The organism is Streptomyces crystallinus (genome assembly GCF_039521265.1).
Lineage (GTDB): Bacteria > Actinomycetota > Actinomycetes > Streptomycetales > Streptomycetaceae > Streptomyces > Streptomyces crystallinus.
Genome location: NZ_BAAACA010000014.1, coordinates 753,572 through 780,338 on the forward strand (window position 1 = coordinate 753,572; position 26,767 = coordinate 780,338).

The 26,767-nt window shown below is 70.6% G+C and carries 23 protein-coding genes; 11 read left to right on the forward strand and 12 right to left on the reverse strand.

Features of this window, described 5'->3' with window-relative positions:
* Positions 1–31: 31 nt before the first annotated feature.
* Together ABD236_RS13960 and ABD236_RS13965 are read right to left on the reverse strand one after the other, a co-directional pair.
* Positions 32–973: a carbohydrate-binding protein gene (locus ABD236_RS13960; RefSeq protein ID WP_344073918.1), complete on the reverse strand. Its 942-nt coding sequence runs from the start codon at positions 971–973 to the stop codon at positions 32–34.
* Positions 974–1,226: 253 nt separating this feature from the next.
* Entirely contained in the window at positions 1,227–1,703 is a 477-nt protein-coding gene (locus ABD236_RS13965; RefSeq protein ID WP_344073919.1) for an SsgA family sporulation/cell division regulator, read from the reverse strand.
* Positions 1,704–2,044: 341 nt separating this feature from the next.
* On the opposite strand from ABD236_RS13965, the gene ABD236_RS13970 reads away from it, so the two are divergent.
* From ABD236_RS13970 to ABD236_RS13985, 4 genes are all read left to right on the forward strand, one after another.
* Positions 2,045–2,272, forward strand: coding sequence for a hypothetical protein (locus ABD236_RS13970; protein WP_344073920.1), 228 nt, complete (start codon positions 2,045–2,047; stop codon positions 2,270–2,272).
* A gap of 64 nt (positions 2,273–2,336) precedes the next feature.
* On the forward strand, positions 2,337–2,801 hold the full coding sequence (locus ABD236_RS13975; RefSeq protein WP_344073921.1) for a cupin domain-containing protein: 465 nt from the start codon (positions 2,337–2,339) through the stop codon (positions 2,799–2,801).
* A gap of 140 nt (positions 2,802–2,941) precedes the next feature.
* Positions 2,942–3,724, forward strand: a complete 783-nt coding sequence (locus tag ABD236_RS13980; protein WP_344073923.1) for a GntR family transcriptional regulator — start codon at positions 2,942–2,944, stop codon at positions 3,722–3,724.
* An 18-nt stretch (positions 3,725–3,742) separates the two neighbouring features.
* Entirely contained in the window at positions 3,743–5,071 is a 1,329-nt protein-coding gene (locus ABD236_RS13985) for a hypothetical protein (protein ID WP_344073925.1), read from the forward strand.
* 87 nt (positions 5,072–5,158) lie between these two features.
* On the opposite strand, the gene ABD236_RS13990 is transcribed toward ABD236_RS13985, so the two are convergent.
* Positions 5,159–7,105 (reverse strand): APC family permease, encoded by a 1,947-nt coding sequence (locus ABD236_RS13990; protein WP_344073926.1) that lies wholly within the window; start codon positions 7,103–7,105, stop codon positions 5,159–5,161.
* A 460-nt stretch (positions 7,106–7,565) separates the two neighbouring features.
* Between ABD236_RS13990 and ABD236_RS13995 the strand changes: the two genes are divergently transcribed.
* On the forward strand, positions 7,566–8,651 hold the full coding sequence (locus tag ABD236_RS13995; RefSeq protein WP_344073927.1) for a phosphatidylinositol-specific phospholipase C domain-containing protein: 1,086 nt from the start codon (positions 7,566–7,568) through the stop codon (positions 8,649–8,651).
* 119 nt (positions 8,652–8,770) lie between these two features.
* Positions 8,771–9,589, forward strand: coding sequence for a serine hydrolase domain-containing protein (locus ABD236_RS14000; protein WP_344073929.1), 819 nt, complete (start codon positions 8,771–8,773; stop codon positions 9,587–9,589).
* 210 nt (positions 9,590–9,799) lie between these two features.
* Here the strand turns inward: ABD236_RS14000 and ABD236_RS14005 are convergent, their stop codons facing one another.
* Complete coding sequence (locus ABD236_RS14005; protein ID WP_344073930.1) at positions 9,800–11,353, reverse strand: MFS transporter; 1,554 nt, start codon at positions 11,351–11,353, stop codon at positions 9,800–9,802.
* Between the two features lie 111 nt (positions 11,354–11,464).
* On the reverse strand, positions 11,465–12,028 hold the full coding sequence (locus ABD236_RS14010; protein WP_344073931.1) for a TetR/AcrR family transcriptional regulator: 564 nt from the start codon (positions 12,026–12,028) through the stop codon (positions 11,465–11,467).
* 878 nt (positions 12,029–12,906) lie between these two features.
* Here ABD236_RS14010 and ABD236_RS14020 point away from each other — a divergent pair.
* From ABD236_RS14020 to ABD236_RS14030, 3 genes are read left to right on the forward strand one after another with little or no spacing between them, the layout of a single operon-like run.
* Positions 12,907–13,593: an SDR family oxidoreductase gene (locus ABD236_RS14020; RefSeq protein WP_344073932.1), complete on the forward strand. Its 687-nt coding sequence runs from the start codon at positions 12,907–12,909 to the stop codon at positions 13,591–13,593.
* Entirely contained in the window at positions 13,580–13,897 is a 318-nt protein-coding gene (locus ABD236_RS14025; RefSeq protein ID WP_344073934.1) for a hypothetical protein, read from the forward strand. The genes ABD236_RS14020 and ABD236_RS14025 overlap by 14 nt, the downstream gene beginning before the upstream one ends.
* A complete protein-coding gene (locus ABD236_RS14030; RefSeq protein ID WP_344073936.1) occupies positions 13,843–15,018 on the forward strand; it encodes an MFS transporter in 1,176 nt (391 codons plus the stop codon). The genes ABD236_RS14025 and ABD236_RS14030 overlap by 55 nt, the downstream gene beginning before the upstream one ends.
* Positions 15,019–15,135: 117 nt before the next feature.
* Here ABD236_RS14030 and ABD236_RS14035 read toward each other — a convergent pair whose 3' ends face one another.
* Positions 15,136–16,503 carry a glycoside hydrolase family 18 protein gene (locus ABD236_RS14035; RefSeq protein ID WP_344073937.1) on the reverse strand — a complete coding sequence of 456 codons (1,368 nt, stop codon included), beginning with the start codon at positions 16,501–16,503 and terminating at the stop codon, positions 15,136–15,138.
* 467 nt (positions 16,504–16,970) lie between these two features.
* Between ABD236_RS14035 and ABD236_RS14040 the strand changes: the two genes are divergently transcribed.
* Complete coding sequence (locus tag ABD236_RS14040; protein ID WP_344073939.1) at positions 16,971–19,289, forward strand: galactose oxidase family protein; 2,319 nt, start codon at positions 16,971–16,973, stop codon at positions 19,287–19,289.
* A 168-nt stretch (positions 19,290–19,457) separates the two neighbouring features.
* On the forward strand, positions 19,458–20,597 hold the full coding sequence (locus ABD236_RS14045; protein WP_344074236.1) for a hypothetical protein: 1,140 nt from the start codon (positions 19,458–19,460) through the stop codon (positions 20,595–20,597).
* A gap of 59 nt (positions 20,598–20,656) precedes the next feature.
* On the opposite strand, the gene ABD236_RS14050 is transcribed toward ABD236_RS14045, so the two are convergent.
* The 6 genes from ABD236_RS14050 to ABD236_RS14075 all read right to left on the reverse strand — a co-directional run bounded on the left by ABD236_RS14050 (position 20,657) and on the right by ABD236_RS14075 (position 26,730).
* Complete coding sequence (locus ABD236_RS14050; RefSeq protein WP_344073941.1) at positions 20,657–21,787, reverse strand: DUF6397 family protein; 1,131 nt, start codon at positions 21,785–21,787, stop codon at positions 20,657–20,659.
* A 120-nt stretch (positions 21,788–21,907) separates the two neighbouring features.
* A complete protein-coding gene (locus ABD236_RS14055) occupies positions 21,908–22,318 on the reverse strand; it encodes a roadblock/LC7 domain-containing protein (protein WP_344073943.1) in 411 nt (136 codons plus the stop codon).
* Between the two features lie 107 nt (positions 22,319–22,425).
* Positions 22,426–23,019 carry a GTP-binding protein gene (locus ABD236_RS14060; RefSeq protein ID WP_344073944.1) on the reverse strand — a complete coding sequence of 198 codons (594 nt, stop codon included), beginning with the start codon at positions 23,017–23,019 and terminating at the stop codon, positions 22,426–22,428.
* Positions 23,000–23,413, reverse strand: a complete 414-nt coding sequence (locus tag ABD236_RS14065; protein ID WP_344073945.1) for a DUF742 domain-containing protein — start codon at positions 23,411–23,413, stop codon at positions 23,000–23,002. The genes ABD236_RS14060 and ABD236_RS14065 overlap by 20 nt, the downstream gene beginning before the upstream one ends.
* Before the next feature lie 27 nt (positions 23,414–23,440).
* Positions 23,441–23,878, reverse strand: coding sequence for a roadblock/LC7 domain-containing protein (locus ABD236_RS14070; RefSeq protein ID WP_344073946.1), 438 nt, complete (start codon positions 23,876–23,878; stop codon positions 23,441–23,443).
* A complete protein-coding gene (locus ABD236_RS14075; protein ID WP_425543864.1) occupies positions 23,875–26,730 on the reverse strand; it encodes a sensor histidine kinase in 2,856 nt (951 codons plus the stop codon). The genes ABD236_RS14070 and ABD236_RS14075 overlap by 4 nt, the downstream gene beginning before the upstream one ends.
* Positions 26,731–26,767 lie beyond the last annotated feature (37 nt).

Sequence of the window (26,767 nt, forward strand, 5' to 3'; positions counted from 1 at the left end):
GCCGGACGCCCGTGCGGCGGTCAGGGCGCGTTCACTGCCGCACGGTCCAGTGGTCGTTGGCGCCCGCCTGGAGGAACTTCAGGGGCGGGCACAGGAAGTCGCGCCCGGACGGGTTCGCCTCGGTCCACGGGGAGTCGGCGGGCCGTGCGGGCTTCCACACGCCGTTCTTGCGCAGCTGGATCGCGCTGCTGTCGAAGACGGTGCTCCTGGCCTCGGTGCAGTAGTAGCCCACGCCGGTGGCCGGGTTGACGCTCGCGTAGATCTCGAAGATGTCCCAGCCGTAGTCCAGGTCGCTCTGGTCGGTTCCGGACTGGCGGTAGAGCAGCTCCCACTGCGCGGTGCGGTGGTTGTACAGGTACGAGGACCAGCGGTTGCCGGATCCGCTGTCCTTGACGAGCTGGATGCTGAAGGCGGGGCGGCCGTCGACGGACGTCGTGTACTTGGCGCGGAAGTCGGCGTCCAGGGGCAGGATCTTGGCGGGGCCGCCGTCCCGCGAGCACCAGTCCCAGGCCCACAGCTCGTTGCCGCTGTTCCAGTAGGCGGTGACCACCTCGATGCAGGAGTTCTGCGCCTTGGTGGTGGGCGCGTAGGTGAAGTTGTCGGCGTTGCTGACGTGGTAGGCGGGATCGAGGCTGTGGGTGGCGGTGATGCCGTCGTGGGTGCCGGGCTGCGGGAAGATCCCCCACCAGTTGTGGGTGAGGGCGGCCGTGCGGGCGCCGCGGCCGTCCTTCAGCGCGGCGACCGCGCGGTCGCGGCCCGCGTCATGGCCGGGGGTGCGGGCCGAGGCGACGGTGCCGTGGTGCGGGGCGTCGGGCGCAGCGGCGGCGGCGACGGGGCGCTGGGCGGGCCGGGCGGCGGCGCTCCCGGCGCTCTGCGCGGTGCCCAGGGCCGCGGCGGCGACGAGCAGGGCGGTGGCGAGGGCGGTTCTCGCGGATCTGGCAGACCTCGCTGGGGTGGGCGTGCGTCTGTTCACGTGGCTCCTCCAGACCGGACCGGGGTCCGGACGTCATGGGGTACGACGGTGGGGGTGGGAGCACGGTCCGGCGGCGGCGCGGGATGGTGCGCCGCGGCGGAACCGGATGAGCGACTAGTAATGTTCATGTCATTGACAGAACTGTCAATAGCCGCAGGAGCCACACACGTTCACGGCTGGCGCTTTCGAGCCGCGCCCGCTCCGGAGGGCCGGGGCGGGCGGCGGACTCAGGAATCCGTTCCCCCCCTCGGGTCTACTGGGTGCCGTGGTCCAGACAGGGACACTCCCGCCCGCACCAACGGCAGGCCGGGGCCGGTGAGGGGGTCGGCGCGAACAGCAGGTCCAGGACCGCGTCCACGTCGTAGCCGTCCAACTCGCTTCCTTCCGGAACGAGCTGGTACGTACGGGAAAGGAACTCCGCGACGTCCTCCACACCGGCGAGCAGGTCCGCGCTGCCTTCGTCCGAATCCAGCCTGATCCGTAACCCTCCCGCGCCGCAGTACCACACCCGGACGTCGCCCATGCCGACCGGGCGGCGGGAGGTCAGCCCCTCGGCCACCAGGTCACGGCCCATCGTCCAGGTGGTGTGGGTGCCGTTGCCGCACACGAAGTCCACGGACACCGCGAGCGGATCGTCGGAGTCGTACGTCATCACGGCTTCCACCGGCGTCATGGCATCACCCCCCTCGTGCAACAGCTCCACATACAGCGGTACGCAGATCTCTTCCATGTCTCCCCCCTCGGGACGGGCACCAGCGTCGTCTCTATGTCCTCTATGACGAAATGGACAGTGGTGTTAGTGACGGATTCCACCACCTCACATACGCCCCGCGCGCCAGAACCGACTCAACTGCCCCCGGCCACCGTCGAAAACGTGTAAGCGCACCCCCCGTCAAGGGGGCGCGCCGGACACTCGGACGCGCCTGGGCGACCCCCCACGCCCCCTCGCCCTGCCGCACGCCCACTCCCCGGCCGCTCGACCCGCCCGCGTGCCGCTCGGCCCTCATTGTCAGTGGGGCGAGAGATGCTTGACGGTCCGACACCTTTTTCGGACACGAGGGAGAATCCGAGATGACCGAACCGGAGCGCACGGCCGCCAAGGCGTACGTCCGGCTGCTGCGGACCGCGCAGGCCGTGCTCGCCGACCCGGCGACGGCCCCGCGCGCCCTGGCGCTGCTCGCCGGGCCGATGGCCGAGGCCGAGGAGTCCCTGCGGGCGGCGGGGCTGGCGGGCAACGAGGCAAGACTGTTCGCCCTGGTGGACGACCTACAGACCGATACGTGCGCCTCGGGTCCCTGACCCCCGGGCGAGCCTGCCAGTATGGGGGCTCCGGGGGCCACGGCGAGAGGAAAGGGTGCGCGTCATGCGGGACTGGGTTGCCGAGCTCGGACTCGAACCCCACGCGGAGGGCGGATACTTCCGCCGGACCTACACAAGCGCACACACCCTGTCGCTGCCCCGGGGCCCCAGACCGGCCGCCACATCGATCCACTACCTGCTCACCACGGACGAACCGCGCGGCCGACTGCACCGCAACCGCAGCGACATCCTGCACTTCCTCATCGACGGCGGACCGCTCGAATACGTGACGCTCGCACCGGACGGCACCCTGGGGCGCGTCCGGCTCGGCCCGGACGACGAGCGGTTCCTGCTCGTCCCGGGCGGCCACTGGAAGGCGTCCCAGCTGGTCGACGGCGCCGGCCACGGCCTGGTCGCCGAAGTGGTCACCCCAGGCTTCGACTACGCGGACCACGAATTCGCGACGGAGGCGGACCTGTGCGGATTTCCGGACGCGAACGACGCGCTCCGGCCATTCCTCGCCGCGTGACCCGCGCGCCGCCTTGCCGACGTGTTGCAATCTCGCCAATGAACGGCCCCGGATCGCCTCGGCGGTCTAGACCAATGATACAAAGGCAGTCGCTCCACAGAACCACTCAGACACCCGCAGTGATCGATCTAGGGAGACACATGCCCGGCACACATGGTCATTCCCTGCCCCCCGTCCCCCGTTACCTGGAGATCGCCCACGACCTCAAGTCCACCATCGAGTCCGGCACTTCGGCCCCCGGCCACCGGCTGCCCGCCGAGCGCATCCTCGCCGAGCACTACGGCAGCAACCGCCAGACGATCCGTCAGGCCCTGGACGTGCTGCGACAGGAGGGGCTCATCAGCACCGAGAAGCGCGGCTCCTTCGTCCGGGGCGACCGCCCCGGCGAGGCGCACGCACGGCTGCTCCAAGCGCCCCCCGAGGCGCAGTTCCCACTGGGCGCGCTCAGCCCCCGGGCGGGCATCGCAGCCGCAACCCGGCTGGTCTGGGAGGCCCCGCCCGCCCCGTACGCGACGAGGCTGGGCCTGCGGCCCGGCGTGCGCACCCTGGTCCACTACTACACGGCCTCGGCCGGCGACCGGGTGATCCAGCACGCGGTCAGCTACCTCTCCCCCAGCCTGATCGCCCAGATCCCGCTGCTGGCCCGCTACGAGCGGACGCTGTCCCACCACACCCACAGCGATCTGCGCCGCCTCTACGCCTGGGCGGCGGACGCGGGGCTCAGCCTGGAGCACAACGAACAGCTCACCATGGCCCCCGGCGACGCACGCTCCGACGGAGTCCCGCAGCTGGAGATCCACCGCGAGGTGCGCGACCAGCACCACCGCACGGTGGAGATCACCCTGCTGACCTTCCCGCACGCGGAGCAAGGTCCGATATATCACTTCACGTCCCCGGCCCGGGATGTGCGCCCGCCGCTCTGACGCATACCCTTCCTCCCCATGACCAGATCATGGAAGACCGGGCTCACCGCCCTGGCCGCCGGGTTCGCCGCCGTCGCCGGATCCCTGGCGACGGCCGGTCCCGCCCAGGCGGCCACCCCGTTCGGCTCGCTCGACAGCGCCGTCGTCAGCCAGTTCACCCTCGACCCGGTGGCGGACTTCGGCGGACAGCGCCAGAACACCTTCGACGTCTACGACGAGGCGGTCAAGGCGGTGGAGGCCAAGGGCGCGGTCGCCCGGACGAACGCCACGAGCGTGCTCACGTCGGGCGGCCGCACCGGCATCAACGGCCTGTGCCACAGCACGGGCCTGGCGGCGGGCCTGAGCCCCACGGGCTTCTGCTGGGACAAGGCGGACGACACGTCCAACTCGTACACCGACGCGGGCGGCTGGACGCCCCAGGGCCTGACCGGCTCCTACGACGCCCAGCCCGGCGGTCTGGTCGACGGCCACAAGGCGTTCCTGGCCTCCTGGCACTTCAGCCGGGGCCTCGGCGGGGCGAACCCGGTACCCAACGAGTTCGCCCGCGTCAGCCTGGTCAACGCGGACAACAACAAGATCACGTACAATCATCTGCTGCTCGTCGAGCCGACCGGCACCCGGGCGGCCGGCGACGGCAACTTCCGGGCCGTCCAGGGCACCCACGCCGACGGTGTGGTCTGGTACGGCAACAAGCTCTTCGTCGCCAACGGCCGCTGGCTCCAGGTGTACGACCTCCAGCACATCTGGAAGGTCAACTCCAGCACGGAGTCGGTCGGTATCAACGGCACCACGTCCTCGGCGCGCTGGAGCAGCTACGCCCTGCCGATGATCGGCCGCTACCGCACCACCGCCGACGACAACACCCCGTGTGCCGTCGTCACCGGCACCAGCCCCTGTCTGAACTCGCTGAGCCTGGACCGCACCGGCCAGGACGGCCTGGTCTCCGCCGAGTACAAGTCCGGCGGGGCCGGCGGCCGCGTCGTGCGCTGGCCGCTGAACTACCTCACCGCGCTCCCCAGCACCACCGACCCCTCCGGCCACGGCGTCAGCCACGCCACCGTGGGCTACTCCTCCCCGGTCTGGGCGATGCAGGGCGCCACCACCAACGGCCAGTACTGGTACATGAGCGGCACCTGCCCCACCGGCACCGGCGGCGGCTCGGGGGACGCCATCGACTACTCGTGCATCCACCGGGCCCTGCCCGATGACGCCCCGCACGTGTACACCACCTCCCCGGTCCTGACCCAGAACCTGGGCTACTCGCCCGACACCGGACGGATCTGGGGCATCAACGAGCGCATCAACTCCACCACCGGCATACGGGTCGTCTTCTCGATCACGGGCTGACACCCTCCGCGCCACGACGGGCCGGACGCACCCCGCGTCCGGCCCGTCCCGCGTCCTGTCCGTGCCGCGTCCGGCCCGCGCGGTGGCTCAGCCGCCGCCCGGCCCGGGGAGCGCCGTCTCCTCCTTCGGACGGGCCGAGTGCAGCAGATACGGTACGTCGATGACGGCGACGCCCGGCGTGAACAGCAGCCTGGCCTTGAGCCGCAGCGCGTTCTGGTTGTGCAGCGGCTGCTCCCACCAGTGGCCCACGATGTACTCGGGGATCACCACCGAGACCATCGCGTCCGGATCGGCCGCCGCCCGCTCCTCGACGTACGCGATCAAAAGGGCGACCACCTCGCGGTAGGGCGAGTGCAGGATCTTCAGCGGTACGTCCAGGTCGTGCTCGCTCCACTGCCGCCGCAGCCGCTCCGCCTCCTCGTCGGCCGCGACGGTCAGGGCGGTGAGCGTGCTGGGCCGCAGGGCCTGCGCGAAGCCGATCGCCTTCAGGGTCGGGGCGTGCACCGAGGCGACCAGGACGAGCACATGGTGACGGGCGGGCTTGCGCGGCCGGTCCCGGGGCGAGACGGCGACCTGCTGGGCCACCCGCTCGTAGTGCCGCCGCACCCCCTTCATCCCGAGGAACAGCACGGGCATCGCGATGATCACCAGCCAGGCGCCATGGGTGAACTTGGTGATGAGCACGATATCGAGGACGAGACCGGTCAGGGCCGCGCCGATCGCGTTGATGGCTCGGGAGCGGTGGATCCCGCGCCGCCGCGCGGCGTCCGGGCCGGTCGCCAGCTCCTTGCGCCAGTGCCGGACCATACCCGCCTGGGAGAGCGTGAAGGAGACGAAGACGCCGATGATGTAGAGCTGGATCAGCCGGGTGAGCTCGGCGTCGAAGGCGATGATCAGCGCGATGGCGGCGAGCGCCAGCAGCACGACGCCGTTGGAGTAGACGAGCCGGTCGCCCCGGTTGTAGAGCTGGCGCGGCGCGTAGCGGTCCCGGGCCAGGATCGAGGCGAGCATCGGGAACCCGTTGAAGGCGGTGTTGGCGGCGAGGACCAGGACGCCCGCGGTGAACGCCTGCACCAGGTAGAAGAGGATGTCGACATCGCCGAAGCTGGCCCGGGCGATCTGCGCGAGCGCGGTGGAGGTGGCGGTCCCGGGCGGCAGCCCCAGCTCGGTGGGGTCGGCTGTCACATGCACCTTGTAGACCAGGGCCAGCGCCGTGATGCCCACGAACATGGTCACCGACAGGAACCCCATCGCGGCCAGGGTCGCCGCCGCGTTGTGGCTCTTGGGCTTGCGGAACGCGGGCACCCCGTTGCTGATCGCCTCGACTCCGGTGAGCGCCGTACAGCCGGACGCGAACGCCCGCATCGCCAGCAGCACCAGGGCGATGCCCGTGTAGGTGCCCGCCTGGTGGATCGGCAGGTCCGCCGACTCGGCCCGGATGGTGCTGCCGGTGGCCAGCCGGACGCCGGCCACCAGGAACATCACGTAGATGATCGCGACGAAGCCGTAGGTGGGAATCGCGAAGATACGGCCGGACTCGCGCACCCCGCGCAGGTTCAGCAGCGTCAGCACGGTGACGAAGCCCACGGACAGCGCCACTTGGTGGTCGTCGAGCGCCGGCACGGCGGAGGTGATGGCCGCGACACCCGAGACCACGGACACGGCGACGGTGAGCACATAGTCGACGAGCAGGGCGCTCGCCGCGGTCAACGCCGCCGTGGCGCCCAGGTTCTCGGCGCTCACCACATAGGCACCGCCCCCGCCGGGATAGGCGTAGCAGGTCTGCCGGTAGGAGGCGACCACCACGACCAGCAGGAAGACGATCGCGGCCGCCGCGTACCAGGCCAGATGCAGCAGGGTGACGCCGCCGAGCGCCAGGACGAGCAGGATCTCCTCGGTCGCGTACGCCACCGAGGAGAGCGGGTCGCTGCAGAAGATGGGCAGGGCCAGCCGTTTGGGCAACAGCGTCTCGCCGAGCCGTGAGCTGTCCAGCGGACGCCCGACCAGTACCTGTTTGGCATTGAACCTGCGCATTTGCGCATCATCGACGGGAGAGGGCCCGCCCCGGCCGTACGACACGGCCGGGAGTGGCCATCCGGGTGGGACCACTTCGGCGGGCCGTCGCCCGGATCCGGCCCAGCTCGCGGCGGGTACGGCGGCGAAGCCGATCGGCGTACGGGCCGTCGCGGGGCCCTGGGAGCGCGAGGCGAAGGCGACCAGCTCGCAGTTGTCCGCTCGGGCCGCGAGGGCGGCCGGAACACCTCCCGGCCGGCGCAACGGCCGTGACAGGAACGGTCGACGGGATGCGATACCGTCCGGCGGCCCGGCTTCGGTGAGCAGCCGCCGGAGGGGGTCGGGCAACGCCCCTCTCCCGGCGCTCGTTTCGGGCGCGGACAACCTGAATGCAGCTTGTGTTGCTTGTCATGACTTCGTCGATTCACACTCTGCTGTCACCGTTCCGACGAACAGTCGCCCCCCCCCACAGGAGGTCCCCGTGTCAGAACCGTTGCCCAGACGCCGTGTTCCCCGCCTGCGCGCCGCGCTGGCCGGCGCCGTCGCCCTCGGCTTCGCACTCGTCGGGGCGGGCGCGGGCCCCAGCGCCTCCGCCGCCGGAGCCGAGGACCTGCCGCTCTCCGGCGCCACCTCGTCGGGTCTGCACAACACCTATGACCCGGCGTCGTTCCGCTATCTGGCGCAGGCGCTCGACACCGGCACCTCGATGATCGAGCTCGATGTGTGGGACGACTTCCTCACCAAGGAGTGGAAGGTCAGCCACTCCAACCCCTTGGGCAACAGCAACAACTGTGTCAACGCGAGCACGCCCGCCCAGCTCTACTCCGGCAGCGCCAACAAGAACCTGGAGAGCTGTCTGGACGATGTACGGGTCTGGCTCGGGGCCCACCCCGGGCACCCGCCGCTCATGATCAAGCTGGAGATGAAGGCCGGGTTCCAGTCCCGCTTCGGCCTGGGCCCGGCCCAGTTGGACCAGGCGATCAGCGCCCACCTGGGCTCGACCGTCTTCCGCCCGGCCGATCTGCTCGCCAAACCCGGCGGCGGCCAGTACGCCACCCTCGACGAGGCGGCCACAGCCGGGAACTGGCCGACCCGCGCCCAGCTCGCCGGCAAGGTGATCCTGGAGATCATCCCCGGCACGGTCGAGGAGGGCAATCCGACCGACACCCTGTGGACGGACAAGGAGTACGCGACCTACCTCCGCGATCTGCACGCCGCCGGGCGCACCGCCCAGGCCCAGATCTTCCCCACGGTCCACGGCGCCCAGTCCGGCGACCCGCGCGCCCGCTACACGGACACCTCACTGCGCCCGTGGTTCGTCCTGTTCGACGGCGACGCCGCCACGTACCTCAACGGCACCATCGACACGGCCTGGTACGACGCCCGCCACTATCTGCTGGTGATGACCGACGCCCACAACGTCGCACCGGCGCTCGACGGCAAGAACCCGCCCCCGGCCGACGCCCAGGCCCGTGTCGCCCTGCTCGCCCGGTCCCACGCGACCATCGCCTCCAACGACTGGACCACGCTTCCCCAGGTCCAGGGCCTCACCGTGCCGCGCGGCTGACGCGGGCAGACAGCAGGGCGCGGGGCCGCTCCGGCCGGGACGGTGAACGCGGGATGCGTGAGCCAGGTCGGGGCGGCCCCGCCGCACACCCGGGCAGCAACACCCTTGATCATGGATTGATGCGTCCCGTACCCCTCTGCGTCCTCAGCAGCTCCGCCCCGCCCCACGTGGAGCACGGCCATGACCCCGAACGCTTCGTCCAAATAGGTTCGTTGACCAAGCCCCTCACCGGCACGCTGCTGGTCCGCCTGGCCGCCGAGGGCGTGCTGGCGCTCGACGACCCCCTTGAACGCTTCCTGCCCGCACCGGCGAACACCGGCATCACCCTGCGGCACCTGGCCGCCCACACCTCGGGCCTGCCCCGGCTGCCTCCGGGCCTCAACCGCCTCGATCCGTACGCCCCGTTCGACGCCGAGGCGCTCGACGCGCTCGTCCGCCGCCTCGACACCCTGACCACCGCGCCGCCGGGCGAGCACGAGGAGTACTCCAACTTCGGCTACGCGGTCCTGGGTTCGGCACTCGCGGCCGCGGGCGGCGCCCCGTACGAACGGCTTCTGGGCGAGCACGTCCTGGACCCCCTCGGCATCCGCGACGTCACCTCCACCCCGCCGCCACAGCGGCGCCTGGTCGCCCGAGGGCTGTTCGGCCGCCCCGTCCGACCATGGACCATGACCGGCGCGATCCTTCCGGCCGGCGGCCTGTGGGCCACCCCGCTCGCGGCCTCCCAGCTGCTCACCTCCCTGCTCGTAGAACGCCGGCTGGGCGAGCCCGCCCCGTCCTGGCAGCGGGCCGGACGCCTGCTCTGGCACAACGGGGCCACCAAGGACGCCTCCGTCTTCGCGGGCGCCCTGGAGGACGGCGCCTGGGTCCTCGTCCACCGGCTCAGCGGCGACGCCGACACCACCGACAAGATCGGCATCGAAACCCTGAAGGGGTGACACAGGCCCACGCTCCCGCCTGTCACGTCCGCCCACCCACGGCTGTCCCGTTCGCTCGCAGCCAACCAAGCAAGCGGCGGCCGTATGGTCTGCGCCCTCGCCATGGCGTCTGACCGGGACGAGGCGGGGGGGCAGGCCGGGCCGGGGCGAGGCGGCGGGACAGGCCGAGGCGGGGCGGGGCAGGCTGGGCCGAGGCGGGGCCCGGCTGCCTCAGTGCGCGTTCTCCGTCGGGCGCAGGTCCCTCGGGATCCACGCCCAGACCATCGCGGCGGCGGCCAGCGCAAGTCCCGCGGCGACCAGGAACGCGGGCGTCACGGCCGTGCTGTAGGCGTACGAGACGGTGTCCAGCAGCGCCTTGCCGGCCGTGCCGCCTATCTCGTCCGCCACGTGCGCCGCCTCACCGACGGAGTCACGCACCTTGTCGGCGCCCGGCCCGGTCAGGCCGAGCGACGGAAGGTTGGCTGTGTAGAGGACGGTGGCGAGGCTGCCGAGGATGGCCACGCCCATGGCCGCGCCCAGTTCGTAGCAGGTCTCCTCGATCGCCGCCGCACCGCCCACGTCCTCGGTGGGCGCGGCGGCCATCAGGGTCACGGACGCCACTGTGGTGGCCACACCGACGCCCAGCCCGAGCACCGCCAGGGCCACGGCGAAGGCCGGGTACCCCACCGTCGCGAACTGTTGGACGACCCACGGCAGCGCGAGCCCGGCCGCCATCGCGACCAACCCGGCGCCCATCACATGCCGGATGGGGAAGCGCTGCATCAGCGCGGGTGTGGTCATCGAGGTGACGATCAGGCCGAGCGGCGCGGGCAGCAGCCGCAGACCGGCCTGTAGTGGTGTGTACCCCTGTGCGTACTGGAACCACTGCGTCACCAGGAAGAGCACCGCGCCCATACCGACCATGCCGAGGAAGATGGCGATCGCGGCAAGGCTGAACGACCGGTTGGTGAAGAGCCGCACCTGGAGGAGGGGAGCCTCCAGACGCAACTGTCGGCGCACGAACACGGTCAGAGCGAGCGTCGCGACCGCCAGCAGGATCCACGGCAGGGGGTCGCCGACACCGCTCTTGCCGAGCTGCTTGATCCCGCCCGCCAGGGCGAGCATGCCGACGATCGACTGCCCCACACCCCACCAGTCCCACTTGCCACCCCGCGCGGAGCGCGACTCGGGCAGGAACCACAGCCCGAACCCGATCACCAGGGCCGCGACGGGGATGTTGAGCAGGAACGCCGACTGCCAGCCGTGGTCCTGGACCAGCAGCCCACCGATGATCGGCCCGAGCGCCATCCCGCCACCGAGGACCGCGGCCCACACGGCATACGCGAACGCCCTCTCGCGCGCGTCCGTGAAGACGGCTCGCAGGATCGACAGCGTGGACGGCATGATCGCGGCGCCGCCGACGCCGAGCAGTGCCCGCGCGCCGATGACGTGCCAGGCCTCGGTGGCGAACACGGCGAGCAGCGAGGCGAACGCGAAGATCCCGAAGCCGACCAGAAGCAGCCGCTTGCGCCCCCAGCGGTCTCCTAGGCCACCCGCGGTGACGAGCAGACCCGAGAGGGCCAGGGCGTAGACGTCGATGATCCAGAGCTGTTCGACCGAGCCGGGCTGGAGGTCCGCGACCAGCGACGGGAAGGCCACGTTGAGGATCGTGGTGTCCATCGCGATCAGCAGAAGGCTCCCGGAGAGGATCGCCAGGACGATCCAGCGCCGGGGATCCAGGCGCTCGGTGAGCTCGGCGGCGGGCCGGGAGACAGGGGCGTACATGGGGCTTCCGTTCGCAGCTGTGTGAAGCACTTGGTCAACAGGGGGTTTTGCCAGCAGGCGCCGTGACCGGCGCGGTGTCGTGCGGGCGGCACGGGCAGGGGGACGCAGTCGTCAGGGCGAGGCGCTCGGCGGTTCGACGCCATTGCGGAAGGTGGTGCCGATCAGGCGGCGGATCTCCCGGTGCCCGAGGTGGCCGTCGCGGACGCCCTCGGCGGCCGCGTCGAGCAGTCCCCACAGCATGTACCAGATCCAGTACGGCGGCAGGTCACCGCGGAGCCGGCCGAGCCGCTGCCCGAGGGTCACAAAACGCAGCGCGCGCTGGTCGTGCCCCTCCAGCCCGGCCCGGAAGACGGGATCCGCGAGGACGAGGCCGTCGTGGGCGGTGAAGCCGTACAGGTCCACGGCGGGCGCCAGGTCCGAGATCAGCCGTTCGAGTGAGGCGTCGAACGCCTCCGCGTCCGCGTCGTCGGGCAGATCGGTCGCGGCCAGCCGTTCGTCGATGACCTCGATGGCCCGCGCCGCGACAGCTCTGATCAGCGCTTCCCTGGTCGAGTACCGCCTGCTCAGCGTCGCGCGACTGATACCGATCCCGGTGGCGACCTGGACCAAGGAGGCACCACGGTTGTCCGCGAGCACCCGCGCGGCCGCGTCGAGCAGCGCTTCATCTTTCAGCATGACGATCCTCCCATGCCTCACATGATACAAATGTGTCTCACTCGAAGCAAAATGTGCTCACGGGAGCGACCCCCTCGGAGCAGCGCGGACTCCACGCGGCCCACCGATTCGGCGACACTTACCCTCCCCGGCACCCGGAGAAGGGATCACGGTGACGCCTCCCCCAGCGCGCGACGAGCGGGCCCCGGCAGCGGCGTTCGAGGCGGCGACCGGCGACGGACCGGCCCCCATGGAACCGCCCGCCCAGAGGGCTGCCGCGGTACGCGTCGCCTTCGAGGGACTACGACAGATCCGGCGCCTGATGAACACCGGGCACCCCGACCCGCTCGCCGCACCCGCAGCCTGGGAGCGGAACCAGATGGTGCGAGCCATCGCCTTGGCGCTGGAGGCCGCAGAAATCCCACCGTCCACAGTCGACTCAGCCGGGCAGCGCACTACGACCGGCTACCGCGTGAGTCCGGCGGACCAGCCCGGGGTCGTCCGTGTGGAGTGGGTTGGGCCACCTGGAAGCGGCGCCACCCAGGAGGAACCCGAAGCACTGCGCCGATGCGCGGACGCACTGCGGCCGTTGGGCTGGGAGGCACTGGAGTACCGGGGAGCACGCCGCCGCCGTCACTTGGAGGTCGAAGCCGCGACCTGACCGTCGCCGCCGCCCACCCCCACACCCCTCCCCCTCTGAACCGCACCCCACCTCTCACACCCTCCCCACAGCCCTCCACCCTTGCCCCCCACACACCCCTGCACTGACCCAGCACCCCCGCGACCCTTGCATCCATTTGAATATCCAACCCTCTCCGCTATGGTGAGTCCAGATTTCCAACTCACTGGCTTCCGACTCCAACGGCCTTCCACCGCTCCCGAAAGAAGTGAAGACACCCATGCGCAACACCACGGCACTCGTGACCGGCGCCAACCGAGGGCTGGGGCGTGCGTTCGCCCTCGCCCTGTTGGAGCGGGGCGCCAAGACCGTCTACGCGGCGGCGCGCGATCCGCGCACGATCACCGACCCAGGCCTCACCCCGGTCGCGCTCGACATCACCGACCCCTCCCAGGTCGCCGCGGCCGCCGAACTCTGCTCCGACACCTCCCTTCTCCTCAACAACGCGGGCATTCTCAGCGGGAGTTCCCTGATCGGCGCCGAGGCACTCGAAGGGGCGAGAGCCGAGCTGGAGACCAATCTCTTCGGCACCCTCGCGATGTGCCGGGCCTTCGCCCCCGTACTCGCCACGAACGGCGGCGGCACCGTGGTGAACATGCTCTCCGTGCTCTCCTGGCACACCCTTCCGCAGATCGGCTCGTACGGCGTCTCCAAGGCGGCCGCCCTGTCGATGACGAACGCGATACGCGAAGAGCTGCGCCCCCAGGGCACGTTGACCGTCGCCGTACACGCGGCCTTCATCGACACCGACATGGCGGCGGGCGTGGACCAGCCGAAGACACGCCCCCTCGATGTCGCCCACCAGGTACTCGACGCGGTCGAGGCGGGCCGCGAGGAAGTACTCGCCGACGAGATCACCCGCCAGGTCAAGGCCTCCCTCTCGGCGGTGCCGCATGGCGCGCGCTGAAACGCCCTCCAAGGGAAGCCCCCTGTCCGTCCTCGTGGCGGCCTGCCTCGGCCTGTTCGCCGTCTTCCTCCAGACCACCCAGACCATCGGCACGCTCAGCGCCGTCCAGGACGACCTCGGCATCGCCCCGGCAGACCTGGTCTGGGTGCCCAGCATGTACACCCTGGTCGTTGCCTCCTTCGTCCTCGGCGCCGGCGCCCTCTCGGACCGCTGGGGCCGCCGCAGGTCTTCGTCGCCGGAGCCCTGGCCATGGGCGCCGGAGGACTGGTCCTCGTCGTCGCCTCCAGCCTGCCGACGGTCCTGATCGGCCAGGCCCTCGCGGGCCTCGGCGGGGCGCTCATCACGCCGAGCTCGCTCGCACTGGTCAGCCACGCCTTTCCCGACCCGCGCCGCCGTGCGGGAGCCATCTCCGCCTGGGCCGCGGCCTCGGGGCTCGGCCTCGCCATCGGCCCGGTCACCGCAGGGCTGGCCCTGCGGTGGTGGACCTGGCACGCCGCCTTCTGGCTCAACCTCGTACTCGGCGCCCTGGCCGCCCTCGTGGCACTGACCCGGGTGGAGGAGTCACGTGTCCCCGGCGGCCGACCCGACTGGCCCGGCCAGATACTCGGCACAGCCGGACTCGCCCTGCTCATCTATTGGTTGATCGACGGCGGCCACCACGGCTACACCTCCGCCCGCGCCCTCTCCTCCCTCACCGGAGCACTCGCGCTCCTCGGTGTCTTCATCGCCGTCGAACTTCGCCGCGACCACCCGATGGTCGATCTGCGCCTGATGCGCGACCCTTCCTACAGCGCCTCCCTGCTGCTCGCGGCCACCGTCCTCTTCGGCTTCGTCGGGGTCTCCCTCCTGCAGGTCCTGTGGCTCCAGCGCGTACGTGGCCTGAGCGCGCTGGAGGTGGGCGTCCAACTCCTGGCCGAGTTCGGCACGTTCATCGCCGCGTCGGTGGCGGCGGGCGTCCTCGTACGCAAATGGGGACCCCGACCGCTGATCATCGCGGGGCTCCTCCTGGCCGCTCTCGGTGCGGGACTGTTCGCCACCGTCGAGCCGGGCGACACCTTCACCGCCTACGCCGCCGCCCTCGTCGTCTTCGGCCTGGGCTGTGGACTGGCCAACGCGCCCTCGACCGCACTCGGCGTCAGCCATGTGCCGCCCGGCCGCGAGGGGGAGGCGAGCGGCACGGTCAACGCCGCCCGCCAGGTCGGCGCGGTCCTGGGCACCAGCATCCTGGGCACCCTGATGACCTCCCGCTTCACAGACCGTCTGGCAGCGGGCGCCAAGAACCCGGGCGCGGCCTTCACGGACGCGGTGGGCTACGCCGCCGGGACCGGGGCGGCCGTGCTCGTCGCCGGAACCCTGACCGGTGTCGCCCTGCTGGCACTTGCGGGCCGCCGGGCGGCCGTGGCGGCGTACGAGACGGTCGGCTAGCGCCTGGCGAGGGACCGGGGCTGGGCGGACCAGCGGGGTGTGCCGCCCCCTCCGCCCCCGGCGACGGTGTCCGGTCAGCAGTGGCCTCCGCCTACCGGACCACTGCCGACCGGCGTCTCACCGGTGGGACAGCCCGCGGTCGATGGCCGCCATCAGCTCACCGTTCGCCGTGTCCCCGTCCAGCGACCAGACCATGGACCCGCCCAGCCCCCGGTCACGTATGTATGCCGTCTTGGTCCGCAGCACCTGGGGGTCGTCGTACGTCCACAGCGTCGTGCCATCGAAGAGCCACGCGGACCCGGCCGCGCGGTCTCGGTAGACCTTGTACGCCCCTGATTCGGCCAGTTGCTTGAGGACCTTGTAGTCCTCGTACCCCGCCTGCCAAGTGGCGGGTGCGGGGCCTGCCGCCGGCTGGTGGAGGCCGTCGCCGCCGCCTGCCACACCGGTCCAGCCCTGCCCGTAGAACGGTATGCCCACGACGAGCTTGCGCGCGGGCGCGCCGCGGCGAAGCCATGCGTCGACCGTTCCGTCCACGCTGAAGTCGTGGCGGGCGTAGAGCGCAGACTGCTGGTTGGTGGTCGGCTCACCCGGCACATGGAAGTCGTATCCCTGGAGGTTGACGAAGTCGAAGTCCCGCATGATCTTGGGCACTTCGAATCCCGCGTCGATCTTCGCGGGCGCGGTCGGCACGAACGCCGAGAGCTCGTAGTGCTTGCGCGACTTCTGCGAGCGCGCGTACGCGTCGAGCTGCGTCCGGAACTCATGTGCCAGCGCCGTGAAGTTCTGCTTGTCCTCCGGCCGGAACACCGTGTCCGTGTCCCCCGCCGAGCCGGGCCACTCCCAGTCGATGTCGACCCCATCGAACAGCCCGGCGGCCACGTCCGCCCCGCCCCGCGCCCCGTCCACCGGCAGATCGCCCTTGATGTAGAGGTCGATGCAGGAGGAGACGAACGCCTTGCGCGACTGCGGGGTGCGGGCGGCGTCCGAGAAGTGCGTGGACCAGCTCCAGCCTCCCAGCGAGATCATGACTTTCAGCCCTGGATGCTTGGCCTTGAGCTCTCTCAGCTGGTTGAAATTGCCGGCGAGGGGTTGCTCGGCGGTGTCCGCCGTACCGTCGACGGAGCTCGCGGCGTCCAGCGGCCTGACATAGTCGGCCCAGGCGTCCGCCTCCCCCGGCACATTGCCGGTGAAGCACTTGCCGTCCGCCGAGACGTTCCCGAAGGCATAGTTGACGTGGGTCAGCCTGCCGCCGGTGCCACTGGTGTCGAGGTCCTTCACCTGGAAGTTGCGTCCATAGACGCCCCATTGGGTGAAGTAGCCGACCTTCCTGTACGAGGCGCCGTGGCCGGAGTCGTGTTCGTAACCGCGTTCGGTGCCTTGGTCCGCGGCCTGGGCATCGCGGGCGGACGCCGCCGGGGCGATCGCGGCGAGGAGGGCGAGGGCGCAGCCGCTGACGGCCGCTCTGCCGAGAAGTCTTCGACGCATGAGGCTCTCTTCTGTACGTATACGGATGGATTCGTCTGCCGAAGGAAGCGCGGACGGTTGCCGGGAGTGCGAAGAAGGGTGCGAAGAGACGTGCGGTGGAGCATGGGCGGTACTCCGCGACGCTATTGGTCTGGACCACCAGGGGTCAAGGGTGGATAACCAGCGGATAACCCACCGTTTCCGCCCCGGGACTTATGTGGGTGATGGGGCAATTCCGGCCACTGACCTTGACATGGCATCCGCATGTCCTAGTTTCAGCCGGACCATTGCCAGCACATCTCCGCCGGGGGGCACGCGTGACTCTCAGGTTCTTGCCTTCGTCCTTCCGTCTCACCCGCCTCAGACCACGTGCTCTCGTCCTCCTCGCGACCGCCACGACAACCGCCGCGCTGCTCCCCCTCGCCCCGAGCGACGCGGCAGTCGGCCGACGCCCCGCTCCCCCGGTGGCCGACCTCAACGCCTCTCCGATGTCTCCCCACCACGGAGTGGCGCCCGCGGAAGCCATGCGCCCCACCGCACCCGTCCTGGACGAGTCCGGCTGGGGTGTCACTACGAGCGGCACCTCCCTCACCATCGACATGCACCGCACCGAGGTCGTCTCCGCGCTGGTCTACCGGCCGCGCAAGAGCGTCGAGGCCGGCCGGGTCACCGAGTATGCCGTCCGCCTGAGCACCGACGGGCGGCACTGGACCAAGCCCGTCACCACCGGAACCCTGGCCGACGACTTCACCGCCAAGACCCTCGACTTCGCCGCCCAGGGCGCCCGCTACATACGTCTGTCGGCCACGACAACGGCTGATGGTCACAACGGCTGGGCCGCCGGAACACAGCGAACCTCCGCCGGCTCCTCGCCTACGCCCCCCGCCTCACCAGCCGACGTCCAAGTCCTGGGCGACCCCGCCCTCACGGCGCCGTCCACCGCCTTCCTGCCGGTCGACGGCTGGACCGCGTCGGCGACCGACGAGGAGACAAAGGCGGAGAACGACGGTGCCGCCAACGTCCTGGACGGCAACCCCGCCACGCTCTGGCACAGCAGATGGTCGCCGAAGACCGTACGGCTCCCGCACGCCCTCGTCATCGACATGCACCGCACGACCACCGTCGCCGCGCTCACCTATCAGCCGCGCCAGACCGGAGCGAACGGCCGCATCGGCACCTATACCGTCTCCACCAGCCTCGACGGCGTCTCCTTCGACGCGCCTGTCGCCAGCGGCCACTGGAAGGACGACGCGTCCACGAAGACCGCCGTCTTCACCCGGCCCGTCTCCGCACGCTATGTACGACTCGTCGCCCTCAGCGAGGCGGGGCGACGGGGCATGTGGAGCTCCGCCGCCGAGATCCGGCTCAGCGCACCCGGCGACCCCTCCATCGCGGGCTCCTGGGGACCGGTCACCGGCTTCCCCCTGGTGCCGGTCGCCACGGCCGTCCTGCCCGGCAACAAACTGCTGGCGTGGTCGGCATACGGCGTCGACCGGTACGGCGGCAGCAACGGCTACACCCAGACCGCAATCATGAACCTCACCACCGGCAACGTGACCCAGCGCCGCGTCGACAACACCGGCCACGACATGTTCTGCCCCGGCATCGCCATGCTCGCCGACGGGCGGGTGCTGGTCACGGGCGGCAGCAACGCCTCCCGTGCGAGCATCTACGACCCGCGCACGGACACCTGGTCCTCGACGGCCGACATGAACATCGCCCGCGGCTACCAGGCGATGACCCTGCTCTCCAACGGCGACGCGTTCGTCCTCGGCGGCTCCTGGAGCGGCGCGAGCGAGCCCAAGGACGGCGAAGTGTGGTCGGCCGCCACCCACACCTGGCGCAAACTCCCCGGAGTGCCGGCCGCGGGCGCGATGACCGCTGACCCCCGGGGTGCCTACCGGGCCGACAACCACATGTGGCTGCATGCCACCTCCCAGGGCCGTGTCCTCCAGCTCGGCCCCAGCAAGCAGATGAACTGGATCACCACCGACGGAAACGGCAGCATCACCCCCGCCGGCACCCGGTCCGACAGTCCGGACGCGATGAACGGCAACGCCGTCTCGTACGACATCGGCAAGCTGCTCACCCTGGGCGGGGCAGCCGCCTACGAGAACGCTCCCGCCACCCGCCGCGCCTACACCGTCGACCTCAACGGAGGCGGACGCCCCACGGCCACCCGCACCGGCGACATGGCCAGCGCTCGGGCGTTCAGCAACAGCGTGGTGCTGCCGGACGGAAAGGTCGCCGTCTTCGGCGGACAGGAGATCCCGGTCCCCTTCAGCGACGCCAAGTCGGTCATGACCCCCGAGATCTGGGATCCGGAGACCGGCCGCTTCACACCGCTCGCCACCATGGCGGTGCCCCGCAACTACCACAGCACCGCGAACCTGCTGCCCGACGGGCGGATCTTCTCGGGCGGTGGCGGACTGTGCGGGGACTGCGCCACCAACCACCTCAACGGCGCGGTCTTCACCCCGCCCTATCTGCTGAACCCGGACGGCAGCGAGCGGACCCGGCCCGTGATCACCAGCGCCCCGCCGAGCCACGTGGCGCTCGGCTCGACGCTGCCCCTCTCCGCCGACTCGCCCGTCAGCTCCTTCGCGATGGTGCGCACCGGGGCGGCCACCCACTCCGTGGACAACGACCAGCGCCGGGTGCCCCTGACGTTCAAGCAGACCGGCGCGGGCTCCTACGCGCTCTCCATCCCCAGCGACCCCGGAGTCGCGCTTCCCGGCACATACCTGCTGTTCGCCCTCAATACAGACGGCGTACCGAGCGTCGCGAAGACGATCAGCGTGGGCTGACCCATTCGTCACCGTTCGGGTGTGGGGGGAAGCACAAATCCGCGCCCCGATGAACGAGTCGTACCGGACTCCCGTCTTCCCTGCCGGGCTCCGCAGGCCCCTGCGAGCTGTCGACGTACCCGGCGGGGAAACAGGAGCTGAACACACGTGCCGGCCATCAGTCAGCGGATGCACCTCGTGCTGCTCACCGCATGGACCGTTCTCTGGTTCGCCGTGGTGGAGCCGAACGGCGGCTTCTCCTGGCACTACCTGCGCACCGGCGGGGAACTGATCTACCAGGGGCCGTCCGGCGACGGCACCGGCGGACTCAACCTGTACGCCCACCACCCCGAGCTCCAGATGGGGCCTGTCAGCTTTCTGATCGCCGGGCTCTTCAACCCCTTCCCCGACTCCACCGGGCAGTTCCTCGCCGCGGCGCTGATGTCGGTGCTCGGCCTGGTGATCGTGGTGCTCGTCGGCCGCAGCGCCGCCTGGCACTTCCTGGGGACCGGCACCAACCACCAGCGGCTGCGCCAGCGCGTCCTCATCGCGGGACTCGCCTTCATCCCGATGTGGATCGAGGTCTCGGTCCGCTTCGGTCACCTCGACGACGTGCTGGCGCTGTTCTTCACCACCCTCGCCGTGCGGGCGGTCACCCGGGGGAACGCGGCCGGAACGGGCATCTGGCTCGCCCTGGCCATGGACTCCAAACCGACCGCCCTGGGCTTCGCCATGCTGCTCTTCGCCCTGCCCAGACAGTCCTGGCTGCGGGCGGGACTGTGGTGCGCGGGGCTCGTGGCCCTGGCCTGGCTGCCGTTCTTCATCGGCAACGCGGACAGCTTCGCCGCCACCGGATTCGCGATACCCAACCAGCCCGCCTCCGCGCTGCGCTGGCTGGGCGTCGGCGACGCCGAGACGCCCGGCTGGGACCGTCCCGCCCAGGCCGCGCTGAGCCTGGTGCTGGGCGGCATCGCGGTCTGGCGCAAACGCTGGACGGCGGTGGTGCTGCTGGGCGCCAACGCCCGTATCGTCCTCGACCCGAGCGTCTACACGTACTACACGGCGTCCGTCCTGCTCGGCACCCTCCTTTGGGATGTCATCGGGCAGCGCCGGTTGGTGCCGTGGTGGAGCTGGCTCGCGCTGATCGCGCTGTACGGCAGTGTCTTCGTCGTCCCGGACGACTCCGCCCGGGGCTTGATACGCCTCGCCTTCGTCGTGATCTCCACGGCGTACGTACTGGTATGGCCGCAACGGGACCGCACCCGCAGACGCGGACACGGGCGGCGAGGGCGGTCTGCGGCCCCCGACCAGCACTCGGTGCAGAGCTGATCCGAGCGCTCCCCGGATCCTGCTGAGGAGTCCTGTCTCTGTCATCGCTGCCGCCGACGTCAGCGCGCAGTGGTCGTCGTGCGAGCGCTCGCCCTGGGCCTCCGCAGCCGGGCCAGGCCGCGCCTCAGCCTTCCGTGGCCGGCCCTCGGCTCCCCGCGCTCGGCTCCGACGGGCTCGAGCGCGCTCTCCCTGGATGCGCGCCGCCCGAAGTCGTCCCACCCGGGTGCGACCTGCCGGAATTCGTCCTGCCTCTGTTCGCCCTGCCTCAGTTCGCCGTGCCTCAGTTCGCCGTGCCCGAAATCGTCGTGCCGGAGTCCAGGCTGCTTCGGTCGCGCAGGCGGCAGGGATGTCGGCGTGGGGGTGTAGAGCGGACGTGCTGTGCCAAAGGCTTCAGAGGTGGCGCGCTCCCACCCTGGCCGGGGCGCCGGACGGGACAGGCGGGCGACGCTCAGCTGCTGGGCGAGATCCATGCGGTACCACAGGACCTCGTCCAGGTCCTGGGCCAGTTGCAACCGGTCGATGATTTCCCGAGCGGCGGGCGAATCCGGGCCGACCCGGACCGCTTCGGGCCGGAGGCGGATGAGGTAGGCGCGCTCGTTCGGGTCCGTGACCACCTCCGCCACATGCGCGGGGTCGAGCGCGGAGGCGATGCCCGCGGCGCGCTCCCAAGGGTCGTCGGTCTGCTGGAGCAGCATGGCGGCTCGGCGACCGCGCCAGTTGCGCGGCCGCCGGTCCTCGCCGGCCCCCAGCCGGACCAGGGTCTCCTTGGGCAGCTGCCGGTCGCTGAGCAACTCGGGATGGCGAAGGGCGAGGTCGGTGACCTCTTCAGCAAGGTAGAGCCAGACAACGGCCCTGTACCGGTTCAGATAGCACTTGACCGGTGTGAAGTGGCCGCCGCGCGCGAGCCGCGTGAAGCGGTGGGCGGGAACGCCGAGCAGCTCCGCCGCGTCGGCAGTTCCCACCACACGGACCCGTTCCCGCAAGGCGTCCGGGAAGCCCTCGGCCGAGCGGATCCGCTCGATCTCATCTTGTGGGACCCGTGGACGCGCGCCCAGGTCTTCCCGCACGGTGCGGACATGGCCGAGCTGAACCGCTAGCTCGAATTCGCCTCGCTTCAGCTGCAGTTGCTGGGCCGCCCGGCCCAAGGCAACGGTCTTTCCACTCACTTCGGCCGTGGTCGTGGTGGTCATGAGGTCCTCCCCCGCGAGTTGTGAATACTCTCGGTGACGACCGTAACCCTCCGCGCAGACATCCCGCTGAGCCTGTGGATAACTTCTCCCGCCGGGCCATCTTCGCCGAAAAGTCGCTGCTCAGAGGCCAGAAACCGGGGGTGCAGGGCGACGCGCCGCGACGCCGAGGTGCTCACCGACGCGATTGACCAGCAGCGTCATCTCGTACGCGATCTGGCCGATGTCCGCCTCCGCGGTGCCCAGCACGCACAGACAACTCCCGTCGCCCGCCGCGGTGACGAAGAGAACCGCCTCGTCGAACTCGACCATCGTCTGTCGCACCGCGCCGGCCCGGAAGTGGCGCCCAGACCCCTTGGCCAGGCTGTGCAGGCCCGACGACACCGCGGCCAGATGCTCCGCGTCCTCACGCGGAAGATCGGCGCTGGCGCCGGTGACCAGACCGTCGTTGGACAGGACGATGGCGTGCCGTACATGCTCGACCCGCTTGGTCAAGTCGTCCAGTAGCCAGTCGAGTTCCTTGTTCAGTGCCATTACAGCCTCACCCCGCTCATGCGTTCCCCGTTCCCCCAGGTCTGCGGCAAGCCTTACCCATGGTTCGCGTGGGGGCAAGCAGGGGTTCCCGGCGGTAACGGAACCGCTCATCCGACGGAGTCGAGCAACCGGGCGGTGTGCACACGCCCGGCGTACTCGACGAGACGGACCAGGACCTCCTTTCCGGAGTCACGGTCACGGGCGTCACACAGCACGACAGGGGTGCCCTGGTCGAGGTCGAGGGCTTGGGAGACCTCGTGGGCGCCATAGGCGCGCGACCCCGCGAAGCAGTTCACGGCAACGACGAACGGGATGCGTCGGTGCTCGAAATAGTCGACAGCGGGGAAGCAGTCCTCCAGGCGTCGGGTGTCGGCCAGGACCACCGCACCGAGCGTGCCTTGCGACAGTTCGTCCCACAGGAACCAGAAGCGGTCCTGTCCAGGGGTACCGAACAGGTAGAGCGACAGACCGGACCGGATGGTGATGCGACCGAAGTCCATGGCCACGGTGGTCGTCGTCTTGTGGTCGACACCGTCGGTGTCGTCGACGTCCTCGCCGGCCTCGCTGAGCAGTTCTTCGGTGCGCAGGGGCCGGATCTCGCTGACAGCGCCGACGAGGGTGGTCTTGCCGACCCCGAATCCGCCCGCGACCAGTATTTTCAATGCGAGGGCGGGAGTGGGGTCAGAGTGCTCGGAGGCCATCGATCACTTCTCTCAGGATCTTCTCGTCGGGCAACTGCGACGGGGGTACGGGCCGGTGGACGGTGATGTGACCGGCTTCGAGGAGATCGCCGACGAGGACACGGACGACGCCGACAGGCAGATCGGAGTCGGCGGCGAGCTCCGCGACCGACTGGGTCTCCGTCCGGCACAGGGCGAGCAGGGACCGGTGTTCGGGCCCGAGCAGCGACTCCTCGGCGGGGCCGGGTGCGTCGGCTGCCATCGAGACCAGAGCGATGAAGTCGAGCCGGACGCCGCCGGTGGCCGGCTCGGTGCGGCCGCCCGTCATGGCATACGGGCGGACCAGTGGGCCGGCGTCGGCGTCGTACCAGCGGCCTCCCGTTGGTTGCGGGGCGGCCTCCTCGGGCGCGGTCATGGGTAGGTGACGTCCCTTGTCGTCCGGTCAACCGGCGGCAGGAGGCCGCGCGGTGTGCCGGGGCGGGGTGTGGAGATGTTCGCCGACTCGCCTGACGAGGCGGGCCATCTCGTACGCGATGAGTCCGATGTCCGAGGTGAGGGTGCTCAGCACGGCGAGGCAGGAGCCGTCCCCCGCCGCAGCGACGAAGAGGAAACCTTCGTCCATCTCGACCATCGTCTGCCGCACTCCTCCGGTACGGAAGTGGCGGCCCGCTCCTTTGGCGAGACTGTGGAACCCGGAGGCGACGGCCGCGAGATGTTCGGCGTCCTCGCGGGTGAGGCCGTTGGAGGCGCCGACGGCGAGTCCGTCATTGGAGAGTACGACTGCGTGCCGGACTTCTCCGACCCGTAGCACCAGATCGTCGAGCAACCAGTCGACCTCACCGGCGCGGAGCGGGGAGTCGAGCCTCTGGTGGTCGATCATGCGTGGTCTCCTTCGCTCGTGTGGTCGTCGCCGTGAGCGCCTGCGGGGGCGGAAGTGTCGGTGCGGGTGGGAGTTCGATCGGTGTCACGCCTGGATGTGAGAGTGCTCGGAGTGCTTCCTCGGGCGGTGCCGGTACGGGAGCCATCTCCCCCGGGCCCCTCTTCACGTGAGGCGCCGCCACGGGCCCAGCCACCCATGTAGGCGGTCATACGGTCCCGAACCAGCTCCGGGGTGCGGGCGTCCGTGGCTTGGTCGGTCTGGAGTTCGGCAACGGGAGCCTCACGTAGTTGAGGGGCGAGACTCGCCTGACGTACGCGGCGGGGGAGTCCGCTCCTGTCAGCGTTGTCGGGAGCGACGGTCAGGGCCCGCTGACGCAGCGTCGGGGCGTCCGGCGGTGGCGTCGGGACCACTGCGGGCGCAGACATCGCGCGCGTAGTTGGAGTTTCAGGTTGGGCGACGATGGCGGGGCGGACTGCGATCTGCTCGGTTGTGGAGGCAGGGGCCGCGCTCGTGGCGATGCCTTCAGGCGTTCCAGGCCGGCTGTCGTGCGTCTGTTCTTGTCGAGGGTTCGGCGCCCGGGTGAACGGTGCGACCCCCGCTGCACCAGGCACGCGGCCGCCATGCGCGGCACCCGACCGGGCGAAGGGGGCCGGCTCTGCACCCGTCCCGGGCCGTGCCGGCTGTCGTACGGCGGCAGTGATGGCGCTGTCCAGCAGCCCGGTCGGCAGCAGGACGACAGCAGTGGTGCCGCCGTAGGGCGAGGTGCGCAGGTGGACCTTGATGCCGTGCCGTGCGGCCAGTCGGCTGACTACGAAGAGACCGAGGCGGTCGGTGTCGAAGAGGTGGACGGCTTCGGAGTGCTCGATGCGGTGGTTCGCCTCGTCGAGGCTCTCTCTGCCCATACCCAGGCCCCGGTCTTCGATCTCCAGGGCGTAGCCGTTGCCTACGGGCTCGCCACTGACACGTACCTTGGTGTGCGGCGGTGAGAACTGTGCGGCGTTCTCCACGAGTTCGGCGAGCAGATGGGTGAGGTCGGCGACGGCGCCTCCGGTGACGGCTGCCTCGGGGAGCGGGCGTACCTCTACGCGCGCGTAGTCCTCGACTTCGGACACGGCCGCGCGTACGACGCTGGTGAGGGGGACGGGCACGCTCCAGGCACGCCCAGGGGCTGCCCCGGACAGGATGATCAGACTTTCCGCGTGGCGGCGCATCCGGGTGGTGAGGTGGTCCAGGCGGAACAGGTCGCCCAGCTCCCCCGGGTCCTCGGCGCGGCGTTCCATGCTGTCGAGAAGGTTGAGTTGCCGATGGACGAGGACCTGGCTGCGGCGGGCCAGGTTGACGAAAACCCCTGAGATTCCACTGGCCAGCTCGGCGCGTTCCACGGCGGCGGCAAGGGCAGCCCGGTGCACGGTGCCGAGCGCCTCCCCCACCTGACCGATCTCGTCTTCCGCAGCCAAACCCCGCGGCGCTTCGGCTGCGATGTCAAGGTTCTCGCCCGCCCGCAATCGGTCCATGGCGGAGGGGAGTTTATGCTGGGCGATCTGCAAGGCAGTGTCTCGAAGGGTGACCAGCTCGACGACGAGGCCGCGGCCGATCCGCACAGAGATCACCAGGGAAGCGGCCACTGCCACCAGCCCGAAGAGTACGGCCGTCCCGGCCGGGCTGAGCAGACCACGGGCGAACGGATCGGCACGCCCCACGACGTCGCGCGCGGCGCCGGACTCGATGTCGCGCATGCCCTTCTGCACGGTGACGAGTGCGTCGTTCCATGAAGCCTCGGGTACGGACTGGGCCGCATCGTGTCCGGGCGTCGCTCCCAGCACCTTGTCCTCTGCGGTGCGGAGCACCGCGTAGGCGGGCTCGCCGCTCAGGATGCGCCAGGCAGAGCGTTCCCCGCCGCCCAGATCGGCAGTGGCGGCGTCCGTGAAGGCGCGGCGCGAGTCGACGGCCCCCGCGAACGCGGTGTGGTGAGCGAAGGTGAACGTGCGCGCGAGCTGGGCCGAGCTGAGCAGAGCGTCCTCGCGAGCGAGCATCTCCGCCGCGCGGCTGAACTCGGCGACCACACGCGCCGCCGACCCGAGCGAGCCGTCCTTCATACCTGTGAGCGCGCCGGTCACATCCAAGGCGAGAGCGACGGTGTCGGTGTATTGCTGATAGACGGCGTCCCAGCCCGCCTTTCGGCTGACAGCGTTCGTGCGCAGGGTCGGCAGCTGCTGGGCGCGGGACACGAACTGACGCAGTCGGCCGGCCGCGTCGCCCGGAAGGTCGCCCTCGTCGGCGACGGTGTTCTTGTCCCCGAGGCGGAGCCGATCGATTGCCGCGTCGGTCCGCTTGGCCTGCTGGCTGAGCGCCCCTGCCCGATCGTCGGCCGGAGCCGCCAGGTATCGCGCCGCCGCACGCCGTTCGGCCTGGAGCTCGGCGACCGCCGCGGCGAGGGGCGTACGCACCTGCTCGTCCACGCGGCGCAGCTGGCGCATGGCCGAGACGTCCTGCGCGGTCGTGACGGTGGCGAATCCCCAGAGGGCCAGCAGCGATACGACCGGGACCATCAGCAGCGACACGATTTTGGCGCGGACGGTCGTCGGCCGCAGCCGCCCACGCGGCCTTGGCTCCGCCGACTCCCCCGGCTCCACTGAGTCCAATGAATCCACTGAATCCGCTGGCGGCGCTGACTTCGCGTGGCCGCGGACCGCTCGGCCCTGGCCCGTCGGCCCCTCAGTTCTCTCGGCCCCGGCAGAAGGGCCCTCGGCGGCAGGTCGGCCGGCGGCATGCGCGCGCCGCCCGCGCGCGGGTGAGGGGGACGGGGACGGTGGCCCGAGGCTGGCGTCTGGGGCCTTGCGGGGTATGCGCACGGATCGCCTCGCTTACGGGAACGGTTCTGCAGAAAAA

Excerpts from the sequence above, each read along its gene's own strand:
- ABD236_RS13975 (WP_344073921.1), top strand. The coding sequence starts at position 2,337 with ATGCGGGACTGGGTTGCCGAGCTCGGACTCGAACCCCACGCGGAGGGC.
- ABD236_RS13985 (WP_344073925.1), top strand. The coding sequence starts at position 3,743 with ATGACCAGATCATGGAAGACCGGGCTCACCGCCCTGGCCGCCGGGTTC.
- ABD236_RS14030 (WP_344073936.1), top strand. The coding sequence starts at position 13,843 with ATGGGCGCCGGAGGACTGGTCCTCGTCGTCGCCTCCAGCCTGCCGACG.
- ABD236_RS14040 (WP_344073939.1), top strand. The coding sequence starts at position 16,971 with ATGTCTCCCCACCACGGAGTGGCGCCCGCGGAAGCCATGCGCCCCACC.
- ABD236_RS14035 (WP_344073937.1), bottom strand. The coding sequence starts at position 16,503 with ATGCGTCGAAGACTTCTCGGCAGAGCGGCCGTCAGCGGCTGCGCCCTC.
- ABD236_RS14055 (WP_344073943.1), bottom strand. The coding sequence starts at position 22,318 with ATGGCACTGAACAAGGAACTCGACTGGCTACTGGACGACTTGACCAAG.
- ABD236_RS14005 (WP_344073930.1), bottom strand. The coding sequence starts at position 11,353 with ATGTACGCCCCTGTCTCCCGGCCCGCCGCCGAGCTCACCGAGCGCCTG.
- ABD236_RS14025 (WP_344073934.1), top strand. The coding sequence starts at position 13,580 with ATGGCGCGCGCTGAAACGCCCTCCAAGGGAAGCCCCCTGTCCGTCCTC.
- ABD236_RS13980 (WP_344073923.1), top strand. The coding sequence starts at position 2,942 with ATGCCCGGCACACATGGTCATTCCCTGCCCCCCGTCCCCCGTTACCTG.
- ABD236_RS14000 (WP_344073929.1), top strand. The coding sequence starts at position 8,771 with ATGCGTCCCGTACCCCTCTGCGTCCTCAGCAGCTCCGCCCCGCCCCAC.
- ABD236_RS14065 (WP_344073945.1), bottom strand. The coding sequence starts at position 23,413 with ATGACCGCGCCCGAGGAGGCCGCCCCGCAACCAACGGGAGGCCGCTGG.
- ABD236_RS14070 (WP_344073946.1), bottom strand. The coding sequence starts at position 23,878 with ATGATCGACCACCAGAGGCTCGACTCCCCGCTCCGCGCCGGTGAGGTC.
- ABD236_RS14010 (WP_344073931.1), bottom strand. The coding sequence starts at position 12,028 with ATGCTGAAAGATGAAGCGCTGCTCGACGCGGCCGCGCGGGTGCTCGCG.
- ABD236_RS13965 (WP_344073919.1), bottom strand. The coding sequence starts at position 1,703 with ATGGAAGAGATCTGCGTACCGCTGTATGTGGAGCTGTTGCACGAGGGG.
- ABD236_RS13990 (WP_344073926.1), bottom strand. The coding sequence starts at position 7,105 with ATGCGCAGGTTCAATGCCAAACAGGTACTGGTCGGGCGTCCGCTGGAC.
- ABD236_RS14020 (WP_344073932.1), top strand. The coding sequence starts at position 12,907 with ATGCGCAACACCACGGCACTCGTGACCGGCGCCAACCGAGGGCTGGGG.
- ABD236_RS13970 (WP_344073920.1), top strand. The coding sequence starts at position 2,045 with ATGACCGAACCGGAGCGCACGGCCGCCAAGGCGTACGTCCGGCTGCTG.
- ABD236_RS14060 (WP_344073944.1), bottom strand. The coding sequence starts at position 23,019 with ATGGCCTCCGAGCACTCTGACCCCACTCCCGCCCTCGCATTGAAAATA.
- ABD236_RS14050 (WP_344073941.1), bottom strand. The coding sequence starts at position 21,787 with ATGACCACCACGACCACGGCCGAAGTGAGTGGAAAGACCGTTGCCTTG.
- ABD236_RS14045 (WP_344074236.1), top strand. The coding sequence starts at position 19,458 with ATGCACCTCGTGCTGCTCACCGCATGGACCGTTCTCTGGTTCGCCGTG.